Source organism: Bartonella sp. AC62GZZY (genome assembly GCF_042196525.1).
In the GTDB taxonomy this organism is placed as follows: domain Bacteria; phylum Pseudomonadota; class Alphaproteobacteria; order Rhizobiales; family Rhizobiaceae; genus Bartonella.
Genome location: NZ_JBHIQN010000001.1, coordinates 126290 through 140427 on the forward strand (window position 1 = coordinate 126290; position 14138 = coordinate 140427).

Below are 14138 nucleotides of genomic sequence, written 5' to 3' on the forward strand. Positions count from 1 at the left end.
AGAAAGCCCTAGAACACATTATAATAGCTTGTCTGGATGATATAAACATCCTGTTGGGTTTGTTTGATCGTACGATAACGAGGGAACATAACGATAAAGGGTTGAGCAGTAAGGGCAAATTTTCTCATCAGCAGCGCCCATATCAATAAAAATATGAGGGTGATCGAATGGTTGTGTAGCGCCTACACACATAAACTCTTTCACACCAATTTCGATTGTTTTATATCCAAGGTCATTTTGAAAATGGGGAATATTGTGATCAGCCATGGCGTACAAACTCCAGAATAAATTGTCTCATTAGTTATGATAAGGCTCTTCTATTTTATAAGTGTGAGTTTGTAATAAAGCGTATCATAATGCAAGATGCTTTTTAAGACAAACTACTCCTCTTTTATGCTATAATCAGAATAGTTGTCTTACTTTTAGCGCTTTGCGCATAGAACCTCGTTCCAAGTATTTTAAAATATTAAATGGAAACATGACAAGAAAAATGGGGCATTGATGTATTATTATGATGATAACATATTATAAAATATTATGTGAGATATTTCGTCAAGGATTTTAGAAAATATAAAAGAAGCTTAGTTAGAATATATGGAAAAGAGGGTGAAAGATAAAATTTCTATATCAAATATAACAATGAAAAATCCGGTACGATTTATTAATCGAGAGTTTTCATGGCTACAATTTAATAATCGTGTTTTGATGGAAGCAGCTAATTCGAAACATCCTTTATTAGAACGTCTACAATTTCTTTCTATTTCAGCTGCAAATCTTGATGAGTTTTTTATGGTTCGTGTTGCAGGACTAGCAGCTCAAATTCGTGCTCGCGTTACAGCGTGCAGTGCAGATGGGCACACTCCACAGGAACAACTTGATATTGTGCTCGCTGAGATTTCAAAGCTGCAGGCTCACCAACTACGAGAATTGAATATTTTACGTGATGAATTAAAAAAGAATGATATTGAAATTATTTGTTCTGATGATCTTTCAGAAACTGAAAAATCATGGCTTGAAAAATATTTTCTTGAGACAATTTTTCCTGTTTTAAAACCTTTGCCTGTTGATTCTACTCATCCTTTTCCATTTATTCCTAATTTAGGGCTTTCTATTGGGCTTCAATTGTCTGGAGAAGCTGATCAGAATTCACACACAGTGTTGTTGTCTATTTCAATGCTTTTAAGGCGTTTCATTCTTCTTCCTCAAGAAGGTAATCATTTTCGTTTTATCGCATCTGAAGATGTTATTTGCCTTTTTATTAAACATGTATTTCCTAACTATGAGATTAAAGGAATTGGTACATTTAGAATAATCCGAGATAGTGATATTGAAGTAGAAGAGGAAGCTGAAGATCTTGTTCATTTTTTTGAAACTGCTCTTAAAAGGCGGCGCCGTGGACAGGTTATTCGAATTGAATTTGACGCAAAAATGCCAGAGAGTTTACGCCAATTTATAGCGAATAGTCTTGCTGTTCCTGATCATTGTATTAATGTTCTTGATGGATTTTTGGCGCTTAATATGGTATCAGAGATTGTTTCTATTCCTCGTGATGATCTCAAATTTATTCCTTATATTTCTCGTGTTCCGAAATGTATTCGTGAACATCATGGGGATTGTTTTGCAGCTATTCGTGAAAATGATATTGTGATTCATCACCCCTATGAGACATTTGATGTTGTTGTCCAATTTTTACGTCAAGCTGCTTGCGATCCTGATGTTGTAGAAATAAAACAAACACTTTATCGTACATCAAATGATAGTCCAATTGTTGGCGCTTTGATTGAAGCAGCTGAACAGGGAAAGTCTGTGACTGCTTTGGTAGAACTTAAAGCACGTTTTGATGAGGAAGCAAATATTCGTTGGGCCCGGGATCTTGAATGTGCTGGGGTTCAAGTTATTTTTGGTTTTATTGCATTAAAAACACATGCTAAGATGTCATTGGTTGTGAGACGTGAGGGAAAACGTCTTCGCTCTTATGTTCATCTTGGAACAGGAAACTACCATCCCATTAACGCTAAAACTTATACCGATCTTTCTTTTTTTTCCACGGATGATGTTATTGCTCATGATGTTGCGTTATTGTTCAATTATATTGCGCAATATGAGCGTCCAAATGAAACAATAAAGATTGCTTTTTCACCCTTAACATTGCGTGGTCGTATCTTAGAGCATATTGAGGGAGAAATTGTTCATGCACAACAGGGAAAATTTGCTGCTATTTGGATGAAAGTTAATGCATTGGTTGATCCTGAAATTATTGATGCTTTATATCGTGCCAGTCAAGCAGGGGTGCAAATTGATTTGGTTGTGCGGGGGATATGTTGTTTACGTCCTGGTATTCTAGGAATTTCGGATAATATTCGTGTAAAATCAATCGTCGGGCGTTTTCTTGAACATAGTCGCATTTTTTGTTTTGGGAATGGTCAAGATTTGCCTAATGAAAATGCACTCGTTTACTTAGGCTCTGCTGATATGATGCCTCGTAATTTGGACTATCGTATTGAAATATTGGTTCCAGTTTTTAATAAAATAGTGCGTCAAAAAATTCTTTTACAGATTATGTTAGCTAATATCATTGATAATCAACAAAGCTTTGATATACTTAAGGATGGAACATCAAAACGTATTACACCGCAGAGAGGTGAAAGTCTATTTAATGCGCAGGAGTATTTTATGGCCAATACAAGTTTTGCGGGGGAAAATGAGTCTTTTGAGTCTTCTGTTTCGCGCTTGGTTGCGTTGCATCGGCAACAAGCCGAAATACATAAAGACTAAAATCCAATGACATATAGAGATGCTCAAGGTCGGTTAAAAGGGCGTAAGCCTGTTGCTGTTATTGATATTGGCTCAAATTCTGTTCGGTTGGTTATTTATGAGGGGCTTGTTCGATCACCAACGGTTTTATTTAATGAAAAGATTCTTTGTGGTCTCGGGCATGGTGTGGCGAAAACGGGATTTTTAGAAGAAAAATCGATGAAAATGGCGTTGCAAACACTGAAACGGTTTCGTACGCTTTGTCGACAGATTGGGGCAGATGAGGTCTATACTTTAGCAACAGCAGCAGCACGAGATGCACAGAATGGCGTAGCATTTATTCAGCATGCTGAAGATATTTTGCAAAATAAAATATATCTTCTTTCAGGAAGTGAAGAAGCTATGTATTCAGCCTATGGAGTTGTGTCTACCTTTTATCAACCAAAAGGTATTTCTGGGGATCTTGGTGGTGGAAGTCTTGAGCTGATTGATATTGATCATTCTGATGTTGGTGAAGGGATAACGCTCCCATTGGGTGGTTTAAGGCTACAGTATATATCAAATAATGATAGTGCTGTAGCTACAAAAATTGTACATGAGCAATTTTATAAATCGTCTGTTGTTCGTGCTCGTAAAGGTATAGCACGTTATTTTTATGCAGTAGGGGGGACATGGCGTAATTTGGCAAAACTCCATATGGCAATGAAACACTATCGGCTTCCTGTTATGCATGGCTATGAAGTTGATGCTGTTGAAATGGAGAACTTTTTACGTCTTGTAGCGCGTGGCAATATTGATAATATGAGAGGGATTGCAGCGGTTTCTCAGAACCGTCGAAAACTTTTATCTTATGGGGCAATAGTTCTTATTGAACTCATTCAGTGTATGGAGTTTGAAAAGATAATCTTTTCTGGTGCTGGCGTTCGTGAAGGTTTTCTTTATTCACGATTGCCGCAGGCGATTCGACTTTCTGATCCTCTCATTGCAGCATGCACAGAAATGGCTATTTTACGGGCACGTTCACCAAAACAAGCAGAAGAACTCATTGATTTTACGACGAATGCTTTTGAAGTTTTTGGAATTTCAGAAACTGAAAATGAATGCCGTTATCGTCAAGCCGCTTGTCTTCTTGCGGATATTGGTTGGCGTATACATCCAGATTATCGAGGCAATGAAGCAGCAAATCAAATAGCTTTAGGATCTTATCCAGGAATTTCTCATGAAGGGCGCCTTTATGCGGCGCTTTCTGTTTTTTTTCGCAATACGAGTTTATTGGTTGATAAAGAATCTCTTCCCATTTTTCAATTAGCAACTCAAAATATAATTGATAAAGCACGTATTCTCGGTGAAACTATGCGTCTTGCTCATCTTTTTAGTGCTTCTGTTGCAGGAATTTTACCTCATTTATTGTGGCATAAAAAAGCAGATCATATTATCTTGCAGATCCCAAAGAATTACGCTGGATTATTAGGAGAACGTCCTCTTGGACGATTAAAGAAGTTATCAACAATAATAAAACAACCTCTCGCTTTTGAAATTTTTTGATTTTTTTCCTAATTTATTCGTGTTTTATGTCTTATAATAAAGCCATTGACGAGGGATAAGCTAGGTAGCCTGTCATCATGAGCTGAACAACTGGTTGTTTCATAATTCCCGATCCAGACTCTACGCAAGGCATTTTTAATGCCCTGAGCATTCATAAAAGAAAATATAATTTTTTATTCTGTTATTTGCGTTACAGGATGTGATTTGCATTTCATAAGCTTCATGTAAAAATAAAAGCCTTGTCCGTCCTTACGTGACAAGGTTTTCTTTTTATGCTGCGTCGTTATAACGTTTCTGTTTAGCTTTCTTGATTATATTGATAAGATTTGATTGTAGCCAACGCGATAAAAAAACAAATTTTAAAGATTTTTGGAGAGATCCATTGGTTACATGACGCCGCAATGTTGAACCACTTATATGAAGTAATTTTGCACTTTCACGGTTTGGCAAAAGAATATCATTTTCTGACTTTATAAAATCCTTTCACTATAAAAAATAGAAACAAATCATAACTATTTATTCATCATATTTTTGAATTTTTTGTAAGATGCTTAATCTATAAAAAACAGCGCTTTATCATATAATTTCTTATGTGATACTTTATGATTCTTATTGAGATAAAATGAGAGAATCCTACGATATTCGGAGTTCTAATTCAATATAAATAACGCTAGATTATCTTTATAAATCAATATATTGTCTTTGTTAGGTATTTTAGTTGTTATGCTGGCTCGTTTTTGATTGTTAGATTGCAATCTCGGTAGTTTTTTTATACGATATGGTGACGTGAGGCATTATATCTTTGTTTTTTCCTATTGCTAGGCTGCTATTTTTGTAATGAATGCGCTTTTATTATCAGAGCTTTTTCTTTTTAAAGCTTTTAAATAAGGGGCTGTCTGTTTTTTTAGATTATTTTTAATAGGATTGCTATTTGATTGAAATGATAAAGATTTAGCTGTCATTTTAATAAGAGTTCACTATTTAATTTTTTAACTTTATCAGAAGTAGGCTTTATTTATCCTGTTTGCATTGGCCTATAGGGCATACCAATTGATGTAGATAATGAGTAGCGTAATGGATTTTTTAAAATAAAAATGTAAATGTAAATTAAAGCTGTTTTGTGCTTATTTTCCCATCGTGAAAGTAAAAACCTATCTGGCCCTTTAGCAGTTGTTCGGCTTTTTGACCAAATATTTCATAGCGCCAGCCATTCATAGCGGGAATATTTTTCTTTATTCCTCCATTGGCAATTTTTTCTAAATCATTAGATGTTGCAATAATTTTAGGGGCAATGCTGTTTTCATTTGCAACAATTTTTAATAACACTTTGAGCAGATCGATAACAGCGGCTGTCGTATCATTGAGTGGATTATGTTTAGGAATGGGGGGTAAAGTGGAAAGATCCACCTCTAATCCTTCGTGGACAGCTTTGATTAATGATTGAGCAATTGAGAATTTATCCCAATTCTTATTAAGACTGCGTAACCGTTTTAATGCAGATTCATCTTTTGGTTGTTGGATTGCTATTTCTATAAGACATTCATCTTTTATAATATGACGACGTGGCATATTGTATTTTCGTGCTTCACGTTCACGCCAAGCTGCTATCTTTTGTAATACAGCAAGTTCACGTGGCTTTTTAATTTGTCCTTTCACTTTTTTCCATGCTTCATCTTCTGGCATGTCATAGGTTTTAGGATTTAAAAGGATTGTTATTTCATCGTCCATCCAGTGAGCACGTTGATTTTTTTCTAACCGTTTTTTCAATAACAGGTAAACATCTCTTAAGTAAGTTACATCGGCAAGTGCGTAGAGCAGTTGTTTTTCAGATAAAGGTCGGCAACTCCAGTCTGTAAAGCGGGAGGATTTATCAAGATGATGCCCTGTGCAGCGTTGTACAATTTGATCATAGGAGATAGAATCACCAAATCCACAAATTGATCCTGCTATTTGCGTATCAAAGAGAGGGGAAGGAATAACACCTCCAAGGTGATAAATTGTTTCAATATCTTGGCGCGCAGCATGAAAAACTTTTACAACTTTTTTATCGACCATAAGGTCAAAAAATGGTTGTAAATCAATATCTGGTGCTATGGGATCAATCAAAACTGTGACATCTGGTGATGCGAGCTGGATTAAACACAGTTGAGGCCAAAAAGTTGTTTCGCGGATAAACTCAGTATCGACAGTTACAAAATCAGAGGTACGTAGAGCGTTAAGTGCAATTTTAAGATCTGTTGTTTTTGTAATAAGATTCATCATTTTATTATAATTCGATAAATTAAATTTGTGCTTTATTGACTTTATTTCTGAGTTTTTATTCTCATATCTTGACAAATGGTTATTAAAAAGCGTTTGTAGCGCATGTGAATATTATAATCAAAGGCAAAAAACATGCACCGTTATCGCAGTCATCATTGTGCGGCTCTTCGTAGATGTGATGTAGGAACACAAGTTCGTCTTTCAGGATGGGTTCATCGTGTTCGTGATCATGGAGGGATTCTTTTTGTGGATTTACGTGATCATTTTGGAATCACACAAATTGTTGCTGACCCTGCTTCACCAGCTTTTAAAGCTATTGAAAAAGTGCGTTCTGAATGGGTTATTCGTGTGGATGGGGAGGTATGTGCTCGTTCTGATGAGGTTATTAATGCAACGCTTCCAACAGGTGAGATTGAAATTTTTGCACAAGAGGTAGAAATTCTTTCAAAATCTGATGAGCTTCCTTTACCGGTTTTTGGTGAGCCTGATTATCCAGAAGATATTCGATTAAAATATCGTTTTCTTGATTTGCGTCGGGAGACTATGCACAAAAATATCATGCGTCGGACTGAAATTATTGCAGCTATGAGACGGGCTATGCAAAATAATGGTTTTACGGAATTTACGACGCCACTTTTGACAGCTTCATCGCCGGAAGGGGCGCGTGATTTTTTAGTTCCAAGTCGTGTTCATCAGGGAAAATTTTATGCGTTACCGCAAGCGCCACAGCAATATAAACAATTGTTGATGATGTCAGGTTTTGATCGTTATTTTCAGATTGCTCCATGTTTTAGAGATGAAGATCCAAGGGCCGACCGTCTTCCTGGTGAATTTTATCAATTAGATGTTGAAATGAGTTTTGTTGAGCAAGAAGATGTTTTAGCAACTATGGAACCTATTATGCGTTCTATTTTTGAAGAATTTGCGGATGGAAAAACTGTGACACAAAGCTTTCCTCGCATTTCTTATGATGAAGCAATGCGAAAATATGGTTCTGATAAGCCTGATTTGCGTAATCCGATCATTATGGAAGATGTTTCTCAGCATTTTTATAATTCTGGTTTCAAAGTCTTTGCTCAAATTTTAGCGAATGATGAGAATGCACAAGTGTGGGCTATTCCAGCTAAAACGGGTGGAAGTCGTGCTTTTTGTGATCGTATGAATGTATGGGCACAAGGCGAGGGGCAACCAGGACTTGGCTATATTTTCTGGCGTGAAGAAGAAGGAAAATTTGAAGGAGCAGGGCCTATCGCCAAAAATATTGGTGAACAGAGGACTGAAGCAATCCGTATACAGCTTGGGCTTGAAAGTGGGGATGCCTGTTTTTTTGTAGCTGGAGACCCTAAAAAATTCGCATCTTTTGCTGGAGCAGCACGCACAAAGGTAGGGGAAGAATTAGATCTTCTTGATAGAGATAGTTTCTCTTTGGCGTGGATTGTTGATTTTCCATTTTTTGAATGGAATGAAGATGAAAAAAAGATTGATTTTGGACATAATCCTTTTTCCATGCCTCAAGGGGGAGAAAATGCCCTTGCCTGTCAAGATCCTCTTACTATTAAAGCTTTTCAATATGATCTTGTTTGCAATGGTTATGAAATTGCATCAGGTGGAATTCGTAATCACTTACCAGAAATGATGCTTAAAGTTTTTGAACTTGTAGGACTTTCTAAGGAAGTTGTGAAAGATCGTTTCGGTGGTCTTTATCGTGCATTCCATTATGGGGCTCCGCCACATGGTGGCATGGCTGCGGGAATCGACCGCATCATTATGCTGTTGCAAGGTGTTAAAAATTTGCGTGAAGTTGCTTTATTCCCTATGAATCAACAAGCACTTGATCTTTTGATGAGTGCTCCGTCTGAGGTTTCTCCTACACAATTACGTGATTTAGGAATCCGCATGGCTCCTACTCATAAAAATAGTTCATAAAGTTGGTTGTGGATTGTTGTCATCTTTCTACATAAAGTGAAGCGTTGATGCTTCTCTATGGGGTCAGTGTGTGTACTATTTGTAAAAATTGAGATAAACAAAAAATGCTGTTGTTTTGATTTTTTATGAGGGTATTATTTTTAAAAAAATATCTCTCAATGCTGTCAATTGTGTTTTACGATGCTTTTTCGTATGAAAGGTATAACTATAAAAGCCTCATGAGTGATATAAAAATCGTTGTGTAGCACTATCTTTACTAATAATCACCGTTTTACTTTCTAGATTTCAATTATTGATAGTTCTTGTAAGCAAATGGGTTTATAAGAGGTATTTTTCTTCCTTTCTTCATATAGAAGCTTTTCCGCTTATGATAAGCGGGGAAATGTTTGTGATTGATTGATTGTAAGAAATGAGAGAATTCTACAATATTCTGGAGTTTCATTTAAGTTGTAAAAAAATTAATTATCTTTATATATCAATATATTATTTATTTTGAAAATGTCAGTTTCTCTATTTAACACTGAAAAAATGATTTACTTTCTTTGTTATTTATCACTTAAAGAGGATATTTAAAAAGTTTTCGATAATGTATGAAGTATTTTCATATACTGCTTAGGACAAGAGGGAAGAACATGTATAAATTTTTCAAATTGATATAATTTTCTGTTCATGTTTTAATTGCAGCACTTATTTTTATGTCGTTGACTTTTAATAAAAAAGTCGACTCATAAAGGGTTGTTTTAAATAAATCCTATAAAATAACTTTTTATTATTGTGGGAACTTTTGTTCTAATATTATGTCTGATAAAATGAATTTACCTTTTGATAAAGAACATATTGAGCCAATAGAATTACGTTCTGCTTTACAGGAACGTTATTTGGCTTATGCGCTTTCTACGATTACGCACCGTGCATTGCCTGATGTGCGTGATGGGTTGAAGCCTGTCCATCGGCGGATTGTTCACGCGATGCGGCTTCTCAAACTAAATCCTGGACAGTCTTATGCGAAATGTGCGCGGATTGTCGGTGATGTCATGGGAAAATTTCATCCTCATGGGGATGCATCTATTTATGATGCTTTGGTGCGCTTGGCTCAAAGTTTTGCAGTTCGTTATCCGTTGGTTGATGGACAAGGCAATTTTGGCAATATTGATGGTGATAATGCTGCTGCCATGCGTTATACGGAAGCACGGATGACTGAAGTGGCAGCATTGTTGCTTGAAGGTATTAATGAAAACGCCATTGATTTTCGTTTAACTTATAATGAGGAAGATGAAGAGCCCGTTGTTTTGCCTGGGGCTTTTCCTAATCTTTTAGCAAATGGTTCATCAGGGATTGCTGTTGGTATGGCAACATCTATTCCACCCCATAATGTTGCTGAGCTTTGTGATGCGGCGCTCCATTTAATTGCACATCCCGATGCACATGATGAGGAATTAAATCAGTTCGTTCTTGGTCCTGATTTTCCAACTGGTGGCATTTTAGTTGAGCCTAAAAAGAGTATTGAGGAATCTTATCGTATTGGTCGGGGTTTTTTTCGCTTGCGTTCACGTTGGCATCAGGAATCTGGTAGCCGTGGTTCTTATGTGATTGTGGTGACTGAAATTCCCTATCAGATTCAAAAGTCACGTCTTATTGAAAAAACAGCAGAGTTACTGCTTGCTCGGCGATTACCAATGCTTGAGGATATCCAAGATGAATCAGCAGAAGATATCAGAATCGTGCTGGTTCCTAAAAATCGGTCGGTTGATCCGGAGCTCCTTATGGAGTCTCTTTTTAAATTGACTGACTTTGAAGTAAGATTTCCCCTTAATCTGAATGTTTTGTCTTTGGGAAAAATACCCAATGTCCTTTCTTTGCGAGAAAGTTTGCATCAATGGCTTGAACATCGTCAAGAAGTGCTTATTCGTCGCTCTCATTATCGGCTTGATCAAATTGATAGCCGATTGGAAATTCTCCATGGATATCTTATTGCCTATTTAAATCTCGATGAGGTCATTAAGATTATTCGTGAAGAGGATGAACCTAAAAAGCAGCTTATCAGTCGTTTTGAATTAACAGAAAATCAAGCAGAAGCTATTCTTAATATGCGCTTGCGCTCTTTACGTAAGCTTGAGGAATTTGAAATTCGTAAGGAATTTGAAAGTTTGAAAGCTGAAAAAGAAAAGCTAAAGAATTTGTTAGCTTCTCCTATAAAACAGTGGAAAATAATTTCAGAAGAAATCAAAAAAGTTCGAAACACTTTTGGTCCTGAAACACTCTTGGGGAAAAGACGTACGACGTTTGAAGAGGCACCAAGACATGATCTTGATGATATTCAACAAGCAATGATCGAAAAAGAACCGGTTACTATTGTTATTTCTGAAAAGGGGTGGGTGCGTGCTTTAAAGGGGCATTTAAACGATTATAAAGCACTTTCTTTTAAAGAAGGAGACAGTTTAAAGTTAGCCTTTCCAGCATTTACGACCGACAAGATTGTGCTGATCAGTACGGGGGGAAAGTTTTTTGCTATTGGTGCAAATAGTTTACCTGGAGGGCGGGGACATGGTGAACCTATTCGTCTTTTAGTTGATATGGACGATGAGCACGATATTTTTACAGCTTTTGTGCATCATGCAGAGGGAAAATTGCTCTTGGTTTCGTCTCATGGAAATGGCTTTATTGTCCTTGCTTCAGAAGTGATCGCCAATACACGAAAAGGAAAGCAAGTGATGAATGTCAAATCTCCTGATAAGGTGAAACTTTGTGTTCCGGTAAATGGTGATCATGTTGCTGTGGTCGGTGAAAACCGTAAAATGCTTATTTTTTCTATTGAACAAATACCAGAAATGAATCGCGGTAAAGGTGTTCGTTTACAGCGTTACAAAGAGGGTGGCATTGTTGATGCCAAAACTTTTAATTTATCAGAAGGTTTAAGTTGGCAAGATACAGCTGATCGAATCTTTAACCGCCAAGCTGATGATCTCATTGAATGGATGGGAACGCGTGCGGGCGTCGGGCGTTTGGTTCCAAGGGGATTTCCAAAATCGGGAAAATTTATCAATTAAATTTATTTTATAAACGGGAAAGTGCCGTATGACTTTATGATATGCAATATATTGATTTATAAAGATAACGTATCACTTTTATAGTGAAAGAAAGGCCTAAAGTGTGAGTTTTTTTCTTAATTTTTGTCTTGTTTAGGTTAAATCAGTAAAAAATATTTGCATGTCATAAGATGAGGGGGGATTGTGTGCATAAAAACTATTGAGGAAAAGAATAAAAATATTTCTTATAGACTGTTTGAAATATAAGAGCTGTTGCAACAATAGGTATGTTTGTTTTTTGTCAGTGATTATATTTTTAAAAACTGGGAATAGTATTATGATGACGATTTGCGTCTTTATTAAGTAAAGATACTGCTATTCAATGATTTTTATACAGTTCACTGTTTTTTTAACCTTATATCATTCATGAATGTTGTCGTGAAATGATTTGAGAAGTTTATTTTTAAAACAAACATGTGAATGTTCAGCACAAGAATGTCCTATTTTATATTATAGGCATTTCCTTATTGTTCAAGAGAGATATTATTAATTGTCTCATAAAGCAGTCTTTATTCGTTAGGGTTATTATGATATTGCCTAAAAAGATGACCACGTTCAGCCCATAAAACAAGAAGTATGGCAGTGAGGCTCAGAAAGAAAAATCCTGCTGAGTTTGGGATGGTTGTTTCATCAAATTGTTGGGCAATAAAAAAGCTAAGTCCTGCACCGATAGATGTTTGAAGAAAGCCGGATACAGAAGATGCTGTTCCAGCAATTTCGCCTACAGATTCGAGAGCAAGTGTATTGAAATTGGCCATAATGCCACCACAGGTAAACATTAATATACAATATAACGTCATATAAAAAGGAAAAGGGATAACACCACCTGCTAAGATGGAGCCAATAAACCAAATGCATGAAGTGGCACAAAAGAGCAAAAGCATAGTATGAGCAATACGTCTCATTCCAAGATGTCCGACAAGTCGAGAATTCATGAATGATGAGAAAGCCTGAAATGCAGCACCGATGGCAAATGCGATAGGAAACCAAAAGCCTAAGTTATAAATTCCTTCATAGGTTTGTTGTGATGTATTAACAGCAATAAAAATGCACCCTAAAATGATAGAAGTTGCAAGTGTATAGCAAAGTGTTGTACGATTTGTCACAACAATCCATAAATTGTGTTTGACTGAAGAAAAGGAAAGAGGGCGTTGTTCATGAAGTGTTTCAGGCAAGCGGAATTGAATCCAAATCATCAGCCCGAAACCAATCATTGCCATGAAAATAAAAATATATTGCCAATGTCCGAGTAGTAAAATGACCTGTCCTGTTGCGGGACCAACCATTGGTGCAACAAGAAAAACCATCATAACAATAGACATAACTTCTGCCATTTTTCGACCACTGTAAAGATCACGTACGACGGAAACTGTAAGAACCCGCATAGCAGCTCCTCCAATACCTTGCAAGATACGCAAAATAAGTAAGAGAGAAAAATCAGTTACAAAGGCACAGCCAATCGCCGTAAATGAATAAAAAGCAAGACCAATAAGGATAAGTTTACGTCGTCCATACCGATCGCTTATGGGACCGAAAAATATTTGAGCAATACCATAGCTAATAAGATAACTCGAAATGATATAATGTTGATCATTTTCATTAAGAACATTTAAGCCGTCTAAAATGTTGGGCATAGCTGGCAGCATAATATCAACAGCTATAGCGTTAATAGCCATGAGAGAAGCAATAAGAACAACAAATTCTTTATAGCCAATTTTTTTTCTAATCGCATCACTATGTGTTTGTTCATTGAGTGAATATGACATATGGCATCCTTGAAATAAAAATTTCGTCTGAAAACAGCTCTTTTTAAGAGTCTGAATAAAATGAAAGATACCTATGATTGATTGCAGGGAATATTTTTTTCTTTCAAAAGTTCCTGTAACTCATTGTTTTGAAACATCTCTTTAACAATATCACAGCCTCCGATAAATTCACCTTTGATATAAAGCTGTGGAATTGTTGGCCAATTCGAGTAATCTTTAATCCCTTGACGCAATTCGTTAGAAGTTAAGATATTAATCCCTTTATAATTCAATCCTAAATAATCAAGGATTTGAACAACTTGTCCTGAAAACCCGCATTGCGGAGCGTCAGGTGTTCCTTTCATGAATAAAATGACGTCGTTTGTTTTAATCTCGTTGTCAATAAAATCATGAACAGTGGTCATTTTTATCCCTCGATATTTCAGATTTTTATCAGTGTGTAATTTATATTCATACTGTTTTTAATCGTATTAAATGTGTGAATGCAAGAAGAAATTTTAGATTATTTTGGAATATTTGTTTGCAACATTAAGGCATGAAGGTCATTTCCCATATTGCCTTTAAGGGCATCATAAACCATTTTATGTTGTTGAACACGGGTTTTACCACGAAAACTTTCAGAAATAACTTCTGCAGCATAATGTTCTCCATCTCCAGCAAGATCACGAACTATTACAATAGCATCAGGAATACTTTCACGAATAAGCGTTTCAATTGCATGGGCACTCATCGCCATCATTATTCTCCTATGTTATTCATTTTTTTATAAGAGTAGCTATAGCCAAAAGAAACGAAAAAG

Annotated in this window: 10 protein-coding genes; 4 read left to right on the top strand and 6 right to left on the bottom strand. The window is 36.2% G+C overall.

Features of this window, described 5'->3' with window-relative positions; genetic code table 11:
• Positions 1-18: 18 nt before the first annotated feature.
• A complete protein-coding gene (locus ACFIML_RS00570; protein WP_375606646.1) occupies positions 19-267 on the bottom strand; it encodes a zinc-finger domain-containing protein in 249 nt (82 codons plus the stop codon).
• A 327-nt stretch (positions 268-594) separates the two neighbouring features.
• Between ACFIML_RS00570 and ACFIML_RS00575 the strand changes: the two genes are divergently transcribed.
• A complete protein-coding gene (locus tag ACFIML_RS00575; protein ID WP_375687134.1) occupies positions 595-2775 on the top strand; it encodes an RNA degradosome polyphosphate kinase in 2181 nt (726 codons plus the stop codon).
• Positions 2776-2781: 6 nt separating this feature from the next.
• On the top strand, positions 2782-4299 hold the full coding sequence (gene ppx / locus ACFIML_RS00580) for an exopolyphosphatase (RefSeq protein ID WP_375606644.1): 1518 nt from the start codon (positions 2782-2784) through the stop codon (positions 4297-4299).
• A gap of 270 nt (positions 4300-4569) precedes the next feature.
• Here ppx and ACFIML_RS00585 read toward each other — a convergent pair whose 3' ends face one another.
• The gene (locus ACFIML_RS00585; RefSeq protein WP_375606725.1) at positions 4570-4773 is read right to left on the bottom strand and encodes a DNA-binding protein; all 204 of its coding nucleotides are present in this window, start codon (positions 4771-4773) and stop codon (positions 4570-4572) included.
• Between the two features lie 633 nt (positions 4774-5406).
• Complete coding sequence (gene rnd / locus ACFIML_RS00590; RefSeq protein WP_375606642.1) at positions 5407-6561, bottom strand: ribonuclease D; 1155 nt, start codon at positions 6559-6561, stop codon at positions 5407-5409.
• A 132-nt stretch (positions 6562-6693) separates the two neighbouring features.
• On the opposite strand from rnd, the gene aspS reads away from it, so the two are divergent.
• A complete protein-coding gene (aspS, locus tag ACFIML_RS00595; protein WP_375606641.1) occupies positions 6694-8487 on the top strand; it encodes an aspartate--tRNA ligase in 1794 nt (597 codons plus the stop codon).
• 797 nt (positions 8488-9284) lie between these two features.
• A complete protein-coding gene (parC, locus tag ACFIML_RS00600) occupies positions 9285-11534 on the top strand; it encodes a DNA topoisomerase IV subunit A (RefSeq protein WP_375608316.1) in 2250 nt (749 codons plus the stop codon).
• A gap of 548 nt (positions 11535-12082) precedes the next feature.
• Here parC and ACFIML_RS00605 read toward each other — a convergent pair.
• From ACFIML_RS00605 to ACFIML_RS00615, 3 genes are all read right to left on the bottom strand, one after another.
• Complete coding sequence (locus ACFIML_RS00605) at positions 12083-13339, bottom strand: multidrug effflux MFS transporter (protein ID WP_375608315.1); 1257 nt, start codon at positions 13337-13339, stop codon at positions 12083-12085.
• Between the two features lie 71 nt (positions 13340-13410).
• Entirely contained in the window at positions 13411-13743 is a 333-nt protein-coding gene (gene grxD / locus ACFIML_RS00610) for a Grx4 family monothiol glutaredoxin (RefSeq protein WP_375606638.1), read from the bottom strand.
• Between the two features lie 98 nt (positions 13744-13841).
• Positions 13842-14075 carry a BolA/IbaG family iron-sulfur metabolism protein gene (locus ACFIML_RS00615; RefSeq protein WP_375606724.1) on the bottom strand — a complete coding sequence of 78 codons (234 nt, stop codon included), beginning with the start codon at positions 14073-14075 and terminating at the stop codon, positions 13842-13844.
• Between the last annotated feature and the right edge of the window lie 63 nt (positions 14076-14138).

Bases quoted from the DNA above. Each gene is read 5' to 3' on its own strand.
- ACFIML_RS00575 (WP_375687134.1), top strand. From the start codon at position 595: ATGGAAAAGAGGGTGAAAGATAAAATTTCTATATCAAATATAACAATG.
- ppx (WP_375606644.1), top strand. From the start codon at position 2,782: ATGACATATAGAGATGCTCAAGGTCGGTTAAAAGGGCGTAAGCCTGTT.
- grxD (WP_375606638.1), bottom strand. From the start codon at position 13,743: ATGACCACTGTTCATGATTTTATTGACAACGAGATTAAAACAAACGAC.
- aspS (WP_375606641.1), top strand. From the start codon at position 6,694: ATGCACCGTTATCGCAGTCATCATTGTGCGGCTCTTCGTAGATGTGAT.
- ACFIML_RS00605 (WP_375608315.1), bottom strand. From the start codon at position 13,339: ATGTCATATTCACTCAATGAACAAACACATAGTGATGCGATTAGAAAA.
- ACFIML_RS00615 (WP_375606724.1), bottom strand. From the start codon at position 14,075: ATGGCGATGAGTGCCCATGCAATTGAAACGCTTATTCGTGAAAGTATT.
- rnd (WP_375606642.1), bottom strand. From the start codon at position 6,561: ATGATGAATCTTATTACAAAAACAACAGATCTTAAAATTGCACTTAAC.
- parC (WP_375608316.1), top strand. From the start codon at position 9,285: ATGTCTGATAAAATGAATTTACCTTTTGATAAAGAACATATTGAGCCA.
- ACFIML_RS00570 (WP_375606646.1), bottom strand. From the start codon at position 267: ATGGCTGATCACAATATTCCCCATTTTCAAAATGACCTTGGATATAAA.